Here is a 16,841-nt window from a genome sequence, read left to right as displayed (position 1 = left end):
GACGAGATTTGATGACCAGGACTTACAGTCGGGGGTAGCGTGGCCAATCGAACAAGCCGTGACGTCCTGCTCCGCGGCCTGTGGGTGCTCGGCCAGGGCATCCGCGAGCAGCCGGGGCTGTTCACCGTCGGCGTCAGCGGCAGCGTCGTGTTCGGGCTGCTCACCATCGCCAGCGCGTACGTGGTCGGGGCGATCGTGGGCGAGGTGGTGGTTCCGTCGATCGAGTCCGGGCGGGTGGAGACCGGCCTGCTCGGAGCCGGCGCGGCGGCCCTGCTGGCGGTGAGCGTGGTCAAGGTGGTGGGCATCTTCGGCCGGCGGCTCGGCGCCGGCTTCATGCAGTACCGTCTGCAGGCCAGCTACCGCCGCCGGGTCACCCGCCGCTACCTCGACCTGCCAATGTCCTGGCACCAGCGGCACCCCACCGGCACCCTGCTGTCGAACGCGAACTCCGACGTCGAGGCGACCTGGTTCCCGGTCGCCCCGCTACCGTTCGCCGTCGGCACGGTGGTGATGCTGGTCACGGCGATCGCCGCGCTGTTCGCCACCGACTGGGTGCTCGCACTGGTCGGGCTTGCGGTGTTCCCGGCGCTGTTCGCCCTCAACGTGGTCTACTCGCGCCGGATGGCCCCCCGGCAGGTCCGGGCACAGCAGCTGCGGGCCGAGGTCAGCGGGATCGCGCACGAGAGCTTCGACGGTGCCCTGGTGGTCAAGACCATGGGGCGGGAGGCCCAGGAGACCGCCCGGTTCGCCGGCCGGGCGGCCGAGCTGCGCGACGCGCTGATCTCCGTGGGCCGGCTGCGCGGGTTGTTCGACCCGTTGCTGGAGACCCTGCCCAGCCTTGGCACCCTCGCCGTGCTGCTGGTCGGTGCCGCCCGGCTGCGGCAGGGCGCGGTCAGCGTGGCCGACCTGGTCAGCGTCGCGTTCCTGTTCACCGTGCTGGCCTTCCCGGTCCGGGCGATCGGCTGGGTGCTGGCCGAGCTGCCCCGCAGCGTCGCCGGATGGGACCGGGTGCGGCACGTGCTCACGGCCACCGGCGAGATGCCGTACGGCGACACCGAACTGCCCGCCGCCGGCACCCCGGCGAGCCTGGTCTTCGACCGGGTCTGGTTCAGCTACCGGCCCCCGGTCGGCGAGCCCGCCGCGCCGGCCCCGGCCGACCAGTCCGTCGACCCGACTGCGGTCACCGCGCCCGGCACCGACGGCGCGCTGCCGCCGGTGCTGCGTGACGTGTCGTTCACCGTGCCCGCCGGGCGAACCGTGGCCCTGGTCGGGCCAACCGGAGCCGGCAAGTCGACCATCGCCGCGTTGGCCGCCCGGCTGGTCGATCCGACCGGCGGCCGGGTCGTGCTGGACGGCGTCGAACTGCCCCGGCTGACCGCCGGCTCGCTGGCCCGCACGGTCTCCCTGGTCGCCCAGGTGCCGTTCGCCTTCGACGACACGGTCCGGGCGAACGTCACTCTCGACCGGCCCGGGCTGACCGACGAGGTGGCCTGGTCGGCGCTGCGGCTGGCCGAGGCGGACGGGTTCGTAGCGGCGCTCGACGACGGGCTGGACACCGTCGTCGGTGAGCGCGGCACCACGCTTTCCGGCGGCCAGCGGCAGCGGCTCACCCTGGCCCGCGCGTTGGCCGGGCAGCCCCGGCTGCTGGTGCTCGACGACGCGACCAGCGCCGTCGACCCCCGGGTGGAGGCGGCGATCCTGGCCGCACTGCGCAGCTCCGAGTTCGCGACGTCGATTCTGATCGTCGCGTACCGGCGGGCAACCATCGCCCTCGCCGACGAGGTGGTCTACCTCGACCAGGGCCGGGTAGTGGACCACGGCACGCATCAGCAGCTGCTGTCCCGCTGTCCCGGCTACAACGACCTGGTGACCGCGTACGAGCAGGCGGAAGCGGAGCGGGAGCGGACCCGGACCGGCACCGACGGCGATCCCGGTGGCGGTCCGGCGCGGGCGGCGGAGGTGGTCGCGTGAGCGCGCCCACCGTCGACCGCGCCGGCGGCGAGCGTCGAGGCGACCCCGTCGACCCGTCGGGCGGGCCGGCCGCCAACCCACTGGCGGGCAGATCCGAGTCGACCTGGCAGACGATGCGCCGCGGGCTGGCGCTCTCCCCGGAGCTGCGGACCGGGCTGGCCGGCACCCTGCTGCTGGCGCTGGTGTCGATGATCGGCCGGGCCGCCATCCCGGTCGCGGTCCAGCAGGCGATCGACAACGGCCTGCGGGCGCCGGGCGGCCCCGATCTCGAAGTGGTGGGCACGATCGTCGCGGCCACCGCCGCCGTGCTGGTCGTGACGACCGTCTGCGGCTACTTCATGGTGCGCCGGCTGTTCACGGTCAGCGAGACCGCTCTCGCCGCCGTGCGGACCCGTGCGTTCCGTCACGTGCACGACCTGTCCATGCTGCACCAGCAGTCCGAGCGGCGCGGTTCGCTGGTCAGCCGGGTCACCAGCGACGTCGACCAGATCACCCAGTTCCTGCAGTGGGGCGGGGTCATCCTGCTGATCAGCATGGGTCAGGTGGTGGTGACCGCGGTCGTGATGGCGGTCTACTCGTGGCAGCTGACCCTGGTGGTCCTCGCCGCGTTCGTCCCCGCGCTGCTGATCATCCGGGCGTTCCAGCGTCGGCTCGCGGCCGCGTACGGCGTGGTTCGTCAGCGCACCGGCGCGCTGCTCGCCGCGGTCGCGGAGAGCGTGGTCGGCGCGGCGGTGATCCGGGCGTACGGCGTGTCCCGACGCACCGCCGGTCGGCTGGACGAGGCGATCGAAGGGCAGCGCCGCGCCCAGCAGCGCGCGCTGCGGACCAGCGTGGTCAGCTTCTCCACCGGGGAGATCGCCGCCGGTCTGGCGTTGGCCGGGGTGGTGGTGGTCGGCGTCCGGATGGGGGTGGACGGCGGGCTGACCGTCGGCCAGCTCACCGCGTTCCTGTTCCTGGTGACCCTGTTCATCCAGCCGGTCCAGATCGCCACCGAGGTGCTCAACGAGGCGCAGAACGCGATCGCCGGCTGGCGGCGGGTGCTCGACGTGCTGGACGTCGCCCCGGATGTGGCCGACCCGGGCGACGACGGGGTGCAGCTGCCGGGCGGGCCGCTGGACGTGCGGTTCGAGCAGGTTTGCTTTGCCTACCCGGGCGGGCCGCAGGTGCTCTCCGAGGTGACCCTGGAGATCCCGGCAAAGACCCGGGTGGCGGTGGTCGGCGAGACCGGCAGCGGCAAGACGACTTTCGCGAAGCTGCTCACCCGGCTGATGGACCCGGTGTCCGGGCAGGTGAAGCTCTCCGGTGTACCGCTCGACCGGGTCCGGTTCGAGTCGCTACGGTCCCGGGTGGTGATGGTTCCGCAGGACGGTTTCCTGTTCGACGCGACGGTCGCCGAGAATGTCCGGTTCGCCCGCCCGGAGCTCACCGACGGGCAGTTGTCCGCCGCCTTCGTGGAGCTGGGGCTGGCCGACTGGGTGACCGGCCTGCCGGACGGGGTGCACACCCCGGTCGGTGAGCGCGGCGAGGCGCTCAGCGTCGGTGAGCGGCAACTGGTGGCGCTGGTCCGGGCCTACGTGGCGGATCCAGATCTGCTGGTGCTCGACGAGGCGACCAGCGCGGTGGACCCGGCGACCGAGGTGCGGCTGCAGCGGACCCTGGAGGCGGTGACCAGGGGCCGGACCACGGTGGCGATCGCGCACCGACTGTCCACCGCCCAGGCCGCCGACGAGGTGATCGTCGTGGACCGTGGCCGGGTGGTGCAGCGCGGCCCGCACGAGGAACTGCTCGCCGATCCGGAGTCGGTCTACGGTCGGCTCTTCGCCTCCTGGCTGGAGCAGACCCGGTGACCGCCGGCTCCGCGCCGTACCCGCCGGGGCAGGTCACCGGGTCCGGCGGGAGCGGCGGCCGGGGTCAGCGGGAATAGAACTCGACGACCAGCTGCTCGTCGCAGATGATCGGCACCTCGCGGCGGGCGGGCTCGCGGACCAGGGTCGCGGTCAGTTCGGCGAGGCTGACCGACAGGTACGGCGCACCCGGTCCCTCGCCGACGTGCGCCCCGGCGGCAGCGATCTGGAACGGCGGTTTGGTCCGGCTGCGTTCCCGGACCTGGACCAGCTGACCCGGGCGCAGCCGGTACGACGGCCGGTCCACCTTGTGACCGTCCACGGTGAAGTGGCCGTGGGCGACGAGCTGTCGTGCCTGGTAGATGGTGCGAGCCAGGCCGGCCCGGTGCACGATCGCGTCGAGGCGTCGCTCCAACAACGTGACCAGGGCCTCGCCGGTCTTGCCGGTGCCGCGGACCGCGTCGTCGAAGGCGCGCCGCAGTTGGGTCTCGCTGACGTTGTACTGGTGCCGCAGGCGCTGCTTCTCCAGCAGCCGTACCTGGTAGTCGGAGGGCTTGCGACGGGCGCGACCGTGCACGCCGGGCGGGTACGGGCGCCGCTCGAAGTACCGGGTGCACTTGCGGGTCAGCGGGATGCCGAGGGCGCGGGAGATTCGCGCCTTGGGTCGTGGGTGGTTCACGTGGACGTCTCCGGGTTCAGTAGGTTAGCCTGCCCTCACTAAGGTGAGCCTAACTGATCTCGGAGGTCCGTGTCATGCAGCCCAGTCCCGCGGAGATCGCCCGGACGATGGCATTCGGCCGGCTGCCCGGCATGGCGCACGTCGCCTGCCGCCCCGGACCGCACGCCGTACGGCACGCGACCGACCCGATGGGGCGGATCCTGCTGCTCGCCGCCGGGTCCGACCTGCTCGACGGCGCGCTGCGACCCGTCCCCGGGACCGACGACACCGCCGTGGTGCTGGAGGTGGCCGACGTACCGCCGGTGGCCGGTTCGCCGACGCACGGCCGGGTCTGGGTGTCCGGCTGGGTCGGCCCGCTCGACGGTGCCCCTGCCCGGATGGCCGCGCTGGACTTCGCCGACGTGCACGCCTGCCCCGACCTGCTCGACGTCGGCCGGGGTGCCACCATCTTCCGGATGGAGGTGGCCGAGGTCCGGCTGGAACGCTGCGGCGTCACCATCGACGTCGACCCGGACGTGTACGCCGCCGCCGAGCCCGACCCGATCGGCGCCATCGAGTCGGAGCTGCTCGTCGACCTCGCCGACCACCACCGAGCCGAGATGACCGCGTTCATCCGCCGGCAGTTGCGCGACGCCGGTCACCGGTCGCTGGCCAGGGATCCGCAGGTCGTCCGGATGGACCGGTACGGGTTCGTGGTCGCGCTCGGCCCGCACGGGCCGCGCGCCCGGTTGGCCTTCCCGGCCCCGGTACGTGACCGCGCCGAACTCGCCCGCCTGCTGCACCCGGTGCTCTGCCGGCGCTGCACTCCACCGGCCGCCGCCTGACGCGGGCGGCGCGGGCTCAGCCCGACGTCGTCTCGGCCGCCCCGGCCGCTGTCGTCAGCGGCCCCGTCAGGTAGCGCTGGATCGTCGGACCGACCGCTGCGGCGACCTCGTCGGCCGCCATGGTGGACAGCGGTGCCAACCGCAGGATATACCGAACCACCAGCAGGCCGGCCATCTGCGAGGCCACCAGGGCGGACCGGACCGGCAGCTCCGCCTGGTCCAGGTCGAGTTGACCGAGCACCCGTCGGATGATCTGGGTGGTGACGAACTCGCGCATCAGCCGGGCGGTCCAGTCGTTGGTCAACGCCGACCGCAGCAGCGCCAGGGCAGCCACTCCGGCCGGCGAGTCCCAGACCCCCAGCACCAGTCGGACCAGCCGTTCGCCGACCTGCTCGGGCCCGCCCGCCAGCGCCTGCGGCAGCAGCTCGCCCGGATCCACCGGCGCGTCCATCGCGGCCAGGAACAGGTTGTCCTTGGTGCCGAAGTAGTGGTGCACCAGCGCCGGGTCCACGCCGGCCGCCGCCGCGATGGCGCGCACCGACGCCTGGTCGAAGCCACGTTCGCCGAAGACCTGCCGGGCGGCGGCCAGGATCGCCTCGCGGGTGTCCGGGTTGCCCGGTCGCCGGCCGGTGCGTCGTGCCATCAGTACCGCTTCCTGTCGCGTCTGGTTCAGCCGCTGCGGCGGCGCAGCGTCGCGGCGGCGAGCACCAGCGCGGCCACCACCGCCCCGGCGACCACGGTCAGGTCACGCCAGAGCGTCGCGGTCGGCTCCGGATGCGCCCCGACCTCGGTCAACGCCGACACGGCGTAGGACAGCGGCAGGACGTTGCTGACCGCCTCCAGCCAGCCGGCCATCTCGTCGCGGGCGACGAACAGGCCGCAGAGCAGCAGCTGTGGGATCACCACCACCGGCATGAACTGTACGGCCTGGAACTCGGTGCGGGCGAAGGCGCTGCATAGTAGGCCGAGCGCCACGCCGAGCAGGGCGTTGAGCACCGCTATCGCGATCACCAGCGCCGGGCTGCCGGCGGTGGACAGGTCGAACAGCCAGTACGCCACAGCACTGGCCACGGTGGCCTGCACCGCCGCCGCGAGCCCGAACGCGAGGCCGTAGCCGAACAGTAGGTCCAGCTTGCCCAGCGGGGTGGTGAGCAGTCGTTCCAGGGTGCCGCTGGTGCGTTCGCGCAGCATCGCGATGCTGGTCACCAGAAACATGATCACGAATGGGAAGACGCCGAGCATGACCAGGGCGACCCGGTCGAACAGCATCGGCTGCCCGCCGGTTGCCGGCTGGTCGCCGTACATGTAGTGAAGCAGGGTCAGCAGCAGCGCCGGTACGACGACCAGCAGCGCGACGGTACGCCGGTCGTGGCGCAGCTGGCGCAGCACGCGGCCGACGGTGGCGGCCAGGATCCTCGGGTTCACCGGTCTGCTCCTCGGCTCGGGTCGGTTGGCTGCCGGTCGCGGATCAGCCGCAGGAACGCTTCGTCCAGGTCGTCGGTGCCGGCGGCGGCGCGCACCGCCGCAGGTGTGTCGTCGGCGATCAGCCGCCCGTCGCGGATCAGCAGCAGCCGGTCGCACCGGCCGGCCTCGTCCATCACGTGGCTGGAGACCAGCAGGGTGGTGCCGGCGGCGGCGAGAGCGTGGAACCGGGCCCACAGCTCGGCCCGCAGCACCGGGTCCTGGCCGACGGTCGGCTCGTCGAGCACGACCAGTTCGGGGCGGCCGACCAGTGCGCAGGCCAGCGAGGCGCGGCTGCGCTGTCCGCCGGACAGGTCGGCGACCAGCTGCCCGGCGGCGGCCGCCAGGCCGACGTCCGCCACGGCCCGGTCGGCGTCGGCCGCCGGCAGGCCGTACAGCGCGGCGAAGTACCGGGCGTTCTCCCGGACGGTGAGGTCCGCGTAGACGCTGGGCGCCTGGGTCAGATACCCGACGGTACGCCGCAGCTGTGGCGCCCCGGCCGGCTGGCCGAACACCCGGACCTGTCCGGACCGGACGGTCTGCACGCCGACGACCGCCCGCATCAAGGTGCTCTTACCGCTGCCGCTCGGGCCGAGCAGACCGGTGACGCTGCCGCTGCCCACGGTGCACGAGATGCCGTGCAGCACGCGGCGCCGGCCGCGGTCGACCACGAGGTCGGTGACCTCGACGACAGGGTCCATGGCTGCCTCCGGATAACTCATCAGTTGTAGAACTCAACGATAGATGAATTATCTCGGCAGGTCGACCCGGGCGGGCGGGACGGAACGGGCCGCCCCGCCCGCAGCGGTCAGATCGCCAGCAGCCGGTCCAGGAACTCCCGGTACTGCCGCAACGCCATCCGCATCGACTCGGTGTCCGGCGTCTCGCTGTGCCGGTGCGGGTCAAGTTCGACCTGCTCGGCCAGCAGCCGCTCGGCCAGCGTACGGACGGTGTGCCCGACCAGTGACTGAGCCTGCGCCAGGGCGACCTCCGGTTCGTCGACGAACCGGGCCTTGATCTCGTGCCACTCGTCGCGCAGTTCGTCGGCGGCGTCCTCGGTCCAGATGGTGATCGGTGGCAGCGTTACGTCGCCCGGTCTCGCCGGCCGGGCTACTGCCGGCTGGTCGTCGTGTCCGGCCGCCGGCCCGGTCGTCTCCTCCATTGTGGTCAGCATGGCAGCCCGCTCCTCGTCGTCCTCGTCGTCCTCCGGATCTTCGCCGAAGTCCTCGTCGTCCTCATCGTCGTCGAACTGGTCGTCGTCGGCGGCGGCGTAGAACAGGTCACCGGCGTCGCCGTGCGCGGTGACGGTCTCCTCGTCCTCGGCCGGGTCGTCGTCCGTCTCGGCTGTCGGTCCCGACCGCTCGTCGTCATCCGGGTCCGCCGCGGCGGTCGGCCGGTCCGCCTCGTCCGTCCCATCCGGCTCGTCCGTCCCATCCGGCTCGACCGTCTGGTTCGCTGGAACATCGGTGTCGGCCGGCTCGTCGGTCCCGCCGGCCGGGCCGGCTGTCGGATCCCCATCGCCGTTCCCGTCCTGGTCGTCGGCTGCGGGGTCCTGCTCGACCGGCCCGGAATCCTCCCCGGCCGGTTCGGCGTCGGTCTCCGCCCGTTGCCCGTCCGCCCGTTGCCCGTCCGCCCGTTGCCCGTCCGCCTGGCCGTCGTCCGCCTGGCCGGCTGCCGGTGTCGGGGGGACACCCTGGGCCGGCGTCGTTGCGGCAGCCGGCGCGTCCCGGTCGTCGTCAGCGGAGTCACCGGCCGGTTCGCCGGTCACCTCGCCGTCGCCGCCGAGCAGTTGTGTGGCGATCGGCGGCAACGGGCTTGGGCCGTTGCGGTGGGCCGGCTTCGGCACGATCATCGGGATCTCCGTCGTCGCCTCGTTGATCGGATTGTCGTCGAGGGCGGGTCGGGGCGTCGGTACGGGAGTGCCGTGCACGGGACCCGGACCTGTGCCGGTCTCGTCCGGCTTCACCGGCCCGGTGTGCGCAGGGGTGGGGGTGGGCTGCATTGCTGATCCTCCGTCCGCTTCGGCGGGGCGACCCGGTCCCGGGGTGACCGGAGCCGTCCGCACGGGCGTGGTGCTGGGTGGTGCGCCGACTCGCTGCGTCGGCCACGGCCGACAGGCCCGGCGGACACACATCGCCGGCTCAGGCGTGGAACCTGAGCGGAAAGGTGCGATCGGCGGGCACCGGGATTCGGTCCGCCGAGCAGTGGGCGTGCCCGCAGACCTGGACCGTGGCGGCGCACCGCCAAGGTACTCCTGATGCCGCACCGGCACAGCCCCCGAACCGTCGATTCCGGCCGACCGCTGTCGGGCTCACGACACCGCATGCCGGACGCCGCGCCACGGCGGTCCGGGCGTACGGAACAATCGGGCACTGTGTCCGTACCAGATGAACCGGAAGCCGGCCCACCGACCACCGCCCGGCGACCCACGCCCGGCGACCCGCCACGGCGCTCCGCGCTCGATCCGGCCGTCGCGGCCCGGCTGCGCCGCTCCGCCGATGGGCTGATCGCCGCCGTCGTGCAGCGGCACGGCACCGGCGAGGTGCTGATGATGGCGTGGATGGACGACGAGGCGCTGCACCGCACTCTCACCACCGGGCGGGCCACCTACTGGTCGCGCAGCCGGCAGGAATACTGGGTCAAGGGTGCCACCTCCGGGCACCACCAGTATGTGCGGTCGGTGCGGCTGGACTGCGACGGCGACGCGGTGCTGGTCACGGTCGAGCAGGTCGGTGCCGCCTGCCACACCGGGGCCGACAACTGTTTTTTCGACGAGCTGCCGGTGACCGGCACCATCGCCGACCTCCAGGAGAATTGATGATCACCGGTACGGTCAGTCCGGACGAACCGACCTTCCAGACCCTGGCCCGGCAGCGTCGGGTGGTGCCGGTGACCCGGCGGCTGCTGGCCGACGGCGAGACCCCGGTCGGGGTGTACCGCAAGCTCGCCGGCGGACCCGGCACCTTCCTGCTGGAGTCCGCCGAACAGGGCGCCGGGTCGGCCGGCACCGCGTGGTCGCGCTACTCGTTCATCGGAGTACGCAGCGCGGCGACGCTGACCGAGTCCGGTGGCGGTGCGCACTGGCTCGGCGACCCGCCCGACGGGGTGCCCACCGAAGGTGACCCGGTCGAGGTGCTCCGGGCGACCGTCGCCGCGTTGACCGGGCCGCCCCCGGACACCGACCCCGTCGGCGGCCTGCCGCCGCTGACCGGCGGCCTGGTCGGCTACCTCAGCTACGACTTCGTCCGCCGGTTGGAGCGGATCCCCGAGCACACCGAGGATGATCTCGCGCTGCCCGAGTTCGGGTTGCTGCTCGCCACCGACCTGGTGGTGCTCGACCACTTCGACGGTACGGCGATCCTGGTCGCCAACGCGGTCCTGCCGGCGGCGGCCGACCCGGTCACCGCGGCAGCCGCCTACCACCACGCGATCGGTCGGCTCGACGCGATGACCACCGCCCTGTCCCGGCCCAACCCACCGATGGTGTCGATGATGGACGCGCCCGGTGCGCCCGGGCCGGCGGCCCGTAGCCGCACCGCCGCAGGCGCGTACCCCAAGGCGGTGGAGGAGGCCAAGGAGGCGATCCGGGCCGGCGAGTGCTTCCAGATCGTGCTGGCCCAGCGGTTCGAGCGGGACACCACCGCCGACCCGGTGGACGTCTACCGGGTGCTGCGGGCGACCAACCCCAGCCCGTACATGTACCTGCTGCGGTTCGACGACTTCGACGTGGTGGGCTCGTCACCGGAGGCGCACCTCAAGGTCACCGTCACCGCTGGCGGCACCCGGCGGGCGATGCTGCACCCGATCGCCGGCACCCGGCGGCGGGGTGCCACCCCGCAGGCCGATGCCGCCCTCGCCACCGAGCTGCTCAACGATCCGAAGGAGCGCGCTGAGCACGTGATGCTGGTCGACCTGGGCCGCAACGACCTCGGTCGGGTCTGCCGGCCGGGCACCGTCGAGGTGCCGGAGTTCGCCACCGTCGAGCGGTACAGCCACGTGATGCACATCGTGTCGACGGTGGTGGGCGAGTTGCGCGAGGACCGGACCGCGTTCGACGCGCTGGCGGCCACCTTTCCGGCCGGCACCCTGTCCGGCGCGCCGAAGGTCCGGGCGATGGAGATCATCGAGGAGCTGGAGCCGACCCGTCGGGGCCTGTACGGCGGCACCGTCGGCTACTTCGGGTTCGGCGGCGACCTGGACATGGCGATCGCGATCCGGACCGCACTGATCCGTGGCAGCCGCGCCTACGTGCAGGCCGGTGCGGGGATCGTGGCGGACTCGGATCCGGCCGCCGAGGAACGGGAGACGCAGAGCAAGGCGGCGGCGGTGCTGGTGGCGATCGCCGCCGCCGAGACGCTGCGTCCGGCCCGGTGACCGGCCCCGGTCTGTCGGCCGCGCCGTGGCGGGCGTTGGCCGGCGCCGCCGTCACCTGTCTGGCCGGGGCCGGCCTGGTGCTGTACGCGGCCGGGCGGGACTGGGCGGTCGAGGTGACCGGGCGCCCAGTGCCGCTGCCGGCCGTCGAGGTGGCCCGCACCGGTGCCGACGTGCTGCCGTGGCTGCCGGCGGTCGCTCTGGTCGGACTGGCCGGCACCGGCGCGGTGCTGGCCACCCGAGGGCTGGCCCGGCGGTTGGTCGGCGCGCTGCTCGCGGTCCTCGGCGTGGCGATGGCGGCCGGTGGGCTGACGGTGCTGCTCACTGGCGCAGGTCCGGCCGGTCCGACGACGGACAGCACCGTGTCGGCTCCGCAGTGGCCGGCGGCGACTGTGGTCGGTGCGGTGCTGCTCGCCGCCGGTGGGTCGGTCACCGCGCTGCGCTCCCGGCAATGGCCGGCGATGGGCGCCCGGTACGAGCGGAGCCGGCCCGGTGGCGGCCGGCCCGGTGGCGGCCGGTCCGGTGGCGGCCGGTCCGGTGCCGACGGGTCCGGTCCGGGTGCCGACGGCCGGGCGGCTGGTCTGGGCGGCCGGTCTAGGCGGTCGACGCTGGACGCGTGGAACGCTCTGGACCGGGGCGAGGACCCGACCGACGACGACCCGGGCGCCGACCGGTGACGGCTGCGGTGGCGGTGACGGCTTCAGCGGTGGCGGCTTCAGCGGTGGCGGTTGGCTCATCAGCGGCGTCGGATACCTCGACGGACCGGGCGGCGGTGAGCGTGGCCACCAGCCGGCGGATCTCGTCCCGCTGGTGGGCGCGGGCCCGGTCGGCGCAGATCGCCTCCCAGGCATTGCCCTTGGCGGTACGTACCCGGTGATCGCCGATCACGGCGCGTTCCATGGTGTGCACGACCTCGGCGGCCAGCGAGACCACGGCCCGGGGGATGGCGATCAGGTCGACGTTGGCGTCCCGTGGTGTGCTGCTCATGGCGTCCCCCAGGTGGTTGCGCGGCCGGCGGCTACCGCCGACCAGTCTGCCCGAACCCCATGCTGACCGGAGGCTGTTTCACGGCGGTGACCCGCAGGTCAACTATCACCCAACGGACCGGGCGGCACCCGTACCGCCGGTGTTGATCTGCACCACAGCGGAGCCGGCACCGCCGACGCGATACGATCAGCGTCGATGGAGTCCGGTGGTGCCCGGGTGGCCCGGCCCGCTGGCAGCCGTTGGCACGGTGGGTGATGCTCTTCTCACAAAAGATCGGCATTATGCCCCAGCCCAGATGGTGAGGCGCGCCATACCCCCGACTCCAGCTCACCTGCGCCGCCACCTAGCATCGGGCGCATGACACCCGGAGAGGGGAGTCCGTTGGTGACTGCTGACCAGGAGGACAACGCCGGACCGTCGGCGCCGGCGCTCGGAGTGCTCGACGAGATCATCGCCGGCGTCCGAGCCGAGGTTGACCGCCGCGAAGGGCTGGTCCCGCTGAGCCGGATCCGTGAGCTCGCCGCCGCCGCGCCACCGCCGATCGACGCCTGCGCAGCGCTGCGCAAGCCCGGGGTCGGGGTGATCGCCGAGGTCAAGCGGGCCTCGCCGTCCAAGGGCGCGCTGGCCGACATCCCGGACCCGGCCGTTCTGGCCTCGGAGTACGCCGCCGGTGGTGCCCGCTGCATCAGCGTGCTGACCGAGCAGCGCTGGTTCGGCGGCTCACTGGACGACCTCACCGCCGTACGGGCCGCCGTCGACGTGCCGGTACTGCGCAAGGACTTCATCGTCTCCAGCTACCAGGTCCACGAGGCCCGCGCCTACGGCGCCGACCTGGTCCTGTTGATGGTGGTCGCGCTGGAGCAGAACGTGCTGGTCGGTCTGCTGGAGCGGATCGAGTCGCTGGGCATGACCGCGCTGGTCGAGGTGCACACCGAGGAGGAGGCCGACCGAGCCCTCGAAGCCGGTGCCCAGATCATCGGGGTCAACGCCCGAGACCTGCGCACCCTGGAGGTGGACCGGTCGGTGTTCGAGCGGATCGCGCCAGGGCTGCCGAACAGTGTCGTCAAGATCGCCGAGTCGGGGGTGCGCGGACCGCACGACCTCATCCGGTACGCGTCGGCCGGCGCCGACGCGGTCCTGGTCGGCGAGGGCCTGGTGACCCAGAAGAGCCCCCGGGACGCGGTCGCCGAGCTGGTCAACGCCGGCAATCACCCGGCGACGCCGAGGCCGGTCCGATGAGCGCCCCGAACGCCGCCGGCACCGGTGCGCAACCCGCCGCGCTGCCCGACTACACCGGCCACTTCGGCCGCTACGGCGGGCGGTTCGTGCCCGAAGCGCTGATCGCCGCCCTCGACGAGCTGGACGTCGCGTACCGGCAGGCGATGGCCGACGACGGCTTCCGGGCCGACTTCGACCGGCTGCTGCGCGACTACGCCGGCACCCCGTCGCTGCTCTACCGGGCCGAGCGGCTGTCCGCGCAGGTCGGCGCGACGGTGCTGCTCAAGCGCGAGGACCTCAACCACACCGGCGCGCACAAGGTGCGCAACGTGCTCGGCCAGGCGTTGCTGACCCGGCGGATGGGCAAGCCCCGGATCATCGCCGAGACCGGCGCCGGTCAGCACGGTGTGGCCAGTGCCACCGCCGCCGCCCTGCTGGACCTCGAATGCGTGGTCTACATGGGCGAGGTGGACACCGAACGGCAGGCGCTCAACGTGGCCCGGATGCGGATGCTCGGTGCCACCGTGGTGCCGGTGACCACCGGGTCGCGCACCCTCAAGGACGCGCTCAACGAGGCGCTGCGCGACTGGGTGGCCAGCGTCGACCACACCCACTATCTGATCGGCACCGCCGCCGGGCCGCACCCGTTCCCGGCGATGGTCCGCGACTTCGTGCGCGGTATCGGTGACGAGGCCCGCCAGCAGTGCCTGGACAGCCTCGGCGCGCTACCGGACGCGGTCACCGCCTGCGTCGGCGGCGGCTCCAACGCCATCGGCATCTTCCACGCCTTCGTCGGCGACGACCAGGTCCGGCTGTACGGCTTCGAGGCCGGCGGCGACGGGGTGGGCACCGGCCGGCACGCGGCCAGCATCACCGGCGGTGCCGCCGGTGTGCTGCACGGCGCGCGTACCTACCTGCTGCAGGACGCCGACGGGCAGACCCTGGACTCGCACTCGATCTCGGCCGGGTTGGACTACCCGGCGGTCGGGCCGGAGCACGCCTGGCTGCACGACGCCGGCCGGGCCCGCTACCGACCGGTCACCGACGCCGAGGCGATGTCGGCGTTCCAGCTGCTCTGCCGCACCGAGGGGATCATCCCGGCGATCGAGAGCGCACACGCTCTCGCCGGCACGCTGCGGGTCATCCCGGAGCTCACCGCCGAGCTGGGCCGTGAGCCGACCATTGTGGTCAACCTCTCCGGCCGCGGCGACAAGGACGTGCACACCGCCGGCGCGTACTTCGGCATTCTCGACGGGCAGGACCGACTCGACGGGCAGGACCGATGAGCATCTCGGTGGCGTTCGACAAGGCCCGGGCCGAGGGCCGCGCCGTGCTGGTCGGCTGCATGCCGGCCGGCTTTCCCAACGTCGACGACAGCATCGTCGCGATGCGGGCGATGGTCGACGCGGGGGTCGACGTCATCGAGGTCGAGCTGCCCTACTCCGACCCGGTGATGGACGGCCCGGTGATTCAGCGGGCCAGCGACATCGCCCTGGCCGGCGGGGTCCGCACCGCTGACGCACTGCGGATCATCGAGGCGGTCGCCGCGACCGGCGCGCCGGTGGTCACCATGACCTACTGGAACCCGATCGAGCGGTACGGCGTGAACGCCTTCGCCCGTGACCTGGCGGCGGCCGGGGGTACCGGGCTGATCACCCCGGACCTGATCCCGGATGAGGCGGACGAGTGGCTGGCCGCCTCGGACGCGTACGGCCTGGACCGGACCTTCCTCGTCTCGCCGTCGTCGACCGACGCCCGGCTGGCGATGACCGTGCGGCACTGCCGGGGCTTCGTCTACGCCACCGCGTTGATGGGTGTCACCGGGGCCCGCGAGCAGTCCTCCGGCGCGGCACCGACCCTGGTCGGCCGGCTGCGCCAGGTCACCGACCTGCCGGTCGGCGTCGGCCTCGGGGTGGGCAACGGCGCCCAGGCCGCCGAGGTGGGTTCGTTCGCCGACGGGGTGATCGTCGGCAGCGCGTTGATCCGGTGCCTGCTGGACGCAGCCGATCTGCCCGCCGGGCTGGCCGCGCTGCGTTCGCTCAGCGGTGAACTCGTCGCCGGCGTACGCGCCGTGACCCGGTGAAGCGGCTTGGGCGACCCGGCAAAGCAGGGCACCGTGACCTGGTAAGCCGGCGACACGCCTGACGCTGGCCGGCTGGGGGTCCCGGGTTGGCGGGTCGCGACGGTAGCGTGTGCACCCGTGACACTCGCCGCGATTCCCAGCCCGGCCACCGCAGTCTGGCAACTTGGTCCAGTTCCCATCCGGGCGTACGCGCTCTGCATCGTCCTCGGCATCGTGGTGGCCAGCGCGGTCACCGAGTACCGGCTCCGCCAGCGCGGGGTCCGCCCGTGGGCGGTGCTGGACATCGCCATCTGGGCGGTGCCGTTCGGCATTCTCGGTGCCCGGCTCTACCACGTCGTCTCCTCACCGCAGGCGTACTTCGGCGCCAACGGCATCCCGATCGAAGCCTTCTACATCTGGCAGGGCGGTCTCGGTATCTGGGGCGCCGTCGCCGGTGGCGCGGTCGGCGCCTGGCTGGCCGGCCGCCAGCTGGGCATCCCGCTCAGCGTGGTCGCCGACGCACTCGCCCCCGGCCTGCCGCTCGCCCAGGCCGTCGGCCGGTTCGGCAACTGGTTCAACAACGAGTTGTACGGCGGCCCGACCACGTTGCCGTGGGGCCTGCAGGTGCACCAGATGGACCGCAGCAACCCGGGTCAGGCGCTGCGCGACCCGGAGGGCAACCCGGTGCTGGAGCCGGGGCTCTACCATCCGACGTTCCTGTACGAGGCGATCTGGAACGTCGGTGTCGCCGCGCTGGTGTTGCTCGCCGACCGCCGTTGGAAGCTCGGTGCCGGTCGGGCCTTCGCGGTGTACGTGGCGGGCTACACCGCCGGCCGGTTCTGGATCGAGATGATGCGGACCGACGAGGCCAACGAGATCCTCGGTGTCCGGCTGAACGTGTGGACCTCGGCGGTGGTCTTCCTGGCCGCGCTGGTTTATCTCGTCCGGGTACGCGGCCCGCAACAGTTCCTTGTCCCGCTGGACGCCGAGGGTCGGCCGTTGCCACCTGTAGGCGCGTCGACCCCGGCCGCCGGCGGTTCGACCGACGCCGGGTCGGGCACCGCCGAGCCGACCGAAAGCGGGGCGGCCGAGTCCGGGGCAACCGGTGGGGTGTCCCAGATCGACGTCTCGGGCAGGAAACCCACCGCCGAGTTGGCCGCCGGCTACCGAGTGGTTACCGAGGAACAGTTCCGGCGGTACGAGAGCACCGGTGAGCTGCCGGCCGAGACCACCGCCGGAACGGATACCGGCAGCACCACCGACCCCGGCGCGGACGGTGCCGACGACGGTGTCACCGAGAGCGACGCCGACGCCAAGACCGGCACCGAGACCGGCACCGAGACCGGAGCCGACGCCGAGACCGGAGCCGGCACCGGCACCGGTAAGACCGGAAGCTGACCGCCGGTCGGCGGGTGCCGATCGAC

At 73.0% G+C, this 16,841-nt stretch carries 15 protein-coding genes and 1 pseudogene; 10 read left to right on the top strand and 6 right to left on the bottom strand.

Annotated elements, in window-relative coordinates; genetic code table 11:
• Positions 1-39: 39 nt before the first annotated feature.
• Both ACFHWS_RS08780 and ACFHWS_RS08775 read left to right on the top strand, forming a co-directional pair.
• A complete protein-coding gene (locus ACFHWS_RS08780; protein ID WP_416551767.1) occupies positions 40-1,971 on the top strand; it encodes an ABC transporter ATP-binding protein in 1,932 nt (643 codons plus the stop codon).
• A 113-nt stretch (positions 1,972-2,084) separates the two neighbouring features.
• Entirely contained in the window at positions 2,085-3,818 is a 1,734-nt protein-coding gene (locus ACFHWS_RS08775) for an ABC transporter ATP-binding protein (RefSeq protein WP_278174553.1), read from the top strand.
• A gap of 64 nt (positions 3,819-3,882) precedes the next feature.
• Here the strand turns inward: ACFHWS_RS08775 and rpsD are convergent, their stop codons facing one another.
• Positions 3,883-4,494 carry a 30S ribosomal protein S4 gene (rpsD, locus tag ACFHWS_RS08770; protein WP_416551768.1) on the bottom strand — a complete coding sequence of 204 codons (612 nt, stop codon included), beginning with the start codon at positions 4,492-4,494 and terminating at the stop codon, positions 3,883-3,885.
• Positions 4,495-4,568: 74 nt separating this feature from the next.
• Here rpsD and ACFHWS_RS08765 point away from each other — a divergent pair, with 74 nt between their 5' ends.
• A complete protein-coding gene (locus ACFHWS_RS08765) occupies positions 4,569-5,318 on the top strand; it encodes a DUF2470 domain-containing protein (protein WP_416567972.1) in 750 nt (249 codons plus the stop codon).
• Positions 5,319-5,334: 16 nt separating this feature from the next.
• Here the strand turns inward: ACFHWS_RS08765 and ACFHWS_RS08760 are convergent, their stop codons facing one another.
• From ACFHWS_RS08760 to ACFHWS_RS08745, 4 genes are all read right to left on the bottom strand, one after another.
• Complete coding sequence (locus tag ACFHWS_RS08760) at positions 5,335-5,961, bottom strand: TetR family transcriptional regulator (protein ID WP_416551770.1); 627 nt, start codon at positions 5,959-5,961, stop codon at positions 5,335-5,337.
• Between the two features lie 26 nt (positions 5,962-5,987).
• Positions 5,988-6,743 carry an ABC transporter permease gene (locus ACFHWS_RS08755; RefSeq protein WP_416551771.1) on the bottom strand — a complete coding sequence of 252 codons (756 nt, stop codon included), beginning with the start codon at positions 6,741-6,743 and terminating at the stop codon, positions 5,988-5,990.
• Positions 6,740-7,480 (bottom strand): ABC transporter ATP-binding protein, encoded by a 741-nt coding sequence (locus tag ACFHWS_RS08750; protein WP_416551772.1) that lies wholly within the window; start codon positions 7,478-7,480, stop codon positions 6,740-6,742. The genes ACFHWS_RS08755 and ACFHWS_RS08750 overlap by 4 nt, the downstream gene beginning before the upstream one ends.
• A 107-nt stretch (positions 7,481-7,587) precedes the next feature.
• Positions 7,588-8,781: a hypothetical protein gene (locus ACFHWS_RS08745; protein ID WP_416567971.1), complete on the bottom strand. Its 1,194-nt coding sequence runs from the start codon at positions 8,779-8,781 to the stop codon at positions 7,588-7,590.
• Between the two features lie 372 nt (positions 8,782-9,153).
• On the opposite strand from ACFHWS_RS08745, the gene hisI reads away from it, so the two are divergent.
• The 3 genes from hisI to ACFHWS_RS08730 are packed head-to-tail and all read left to right on the top strand — an operon-like array spanning position 9,154 to position 11,827.
• On the top strand, positions 9,154-9,597 hold the full coding sequence (gene hisI, locus ACFHWS_RS08740; protein ID WP_416551774.1) for a phosphoribosyl-AMP cyclohydrolase: 444 nt from the start codon (positions 9,154-9,156) through the stop codon (positions 9,595-9,597).
• Positions 9,597-11,153, top strand: a complete 1,557-nt coding sequence (locus tag ACFHWS_RS08735; RefSeq protein WP_416567970.1) for an anthranilate synthase component I — start codon at positions 9,597-9,599, stop codon at positions 11,151-11,153. The genes hisI and ACFHWS_RS08735 overlap by 1 nt, the downstream gene beginning before the upstream one ends.
• Entirely contained in the window at positions 11,150-11,827 is a 678-nt protein-coding gene (locus tag ACFHWS_RS08730; protein WP_416567969.1) for a Trp biosynthesis-associated membrane protein, read from the top strand. The genes ACFHWS_RS08735 and ACFHWS_RS08730 overlap by 4 nt, the downstream gene beginning before the upstream one ends.
• Positions 11,828-11,894: 67 nt before the next feature.
• Here the strand turns inward: ACFHWS_RS08730 and ACFHWS_RS08725 are convergent.
• Positions 11,895-12,137: pseudogene (locus ACFHWS_RS08725) on the bottom strand (hypothetical protein); the annotation flags it as partial.
• Between the two features lie 435 nt (positions 12,138-12,572).
• Here ACFHWS_RS08725 and trpC point away from each other — a divergent pair.
• The 4 genes from trpC (at position 12,573) to lgt (ending at position 16,815) form a co-directional block, all read left to right on the top strand.
• Complete coding sequence (gene trpC / locus ACFHWS_RS08720) at positions 12,573-13,376, top strand: indole-3-glycerol phosphate synthase TrpC (RefSeq protein WP_416551824.1); 804 nt, start codon at positions 12,573-12,575, stop codon at positions 13,374-13,376.
• Complete coding sequence (gene trpB / locus ACFHWS_RS08715; protein WP_416567968.1) at positions 13,373-14,641, top strand: tryptophan synthase subunit beta; 1,269 nt, start codon at positions 13,373-13,375, stop codon at positions 14,639-14,641. The genes trpC and trpB overlap by 4 nt, the downstream gene beginning before the upstream one ends.
• Positions 14,638-15,438 carry a tryptophan synthase subunit alpha gene (trpA, locus tag ACFHWS_RS08710; RefSeq protein WP_416551778.1) on the top strand — a complete coding sequence of 267 codons (801 nt, stop codon included), beginning with the start codon at positions 14,638-14,640 and terminating at the stop codon, positions 15,436-15,438. Before trpB ends, trpA begins: the two co-directional genes overlap by 4 nt.
• 117 nt (positions 15,439-15,555) lie before the next feature.
• Complete coding sequence (lgt, locus tag ACFHWS_RS08705) at positions 15,556-16,815, top strand: prolipoprotein diacylglyceryl transferase (RefSeq protein ID WP_416567967.1); 1,260 nt, start codon at positions 15,556-15,558, stop codon at positions 16,813-16,815.
• The last annotated feature ends 26 nt before the right edge of the window (positions 16,816-16,841 follow it).

The sequence above is a fragment of the Micromonospora sp. LOL_013 genome, from assembly GCF_048060315.1.
GTDB lineage: Bacteria > Actinomycetota > Actinomycetes > Mycobacteriales > Micromonosporaceae > Micromonospora_E.
Note: the sequence above shows the minus strand (reverse complement) of the source record. Positions and strands in the feature narration are given on the sequence as shown.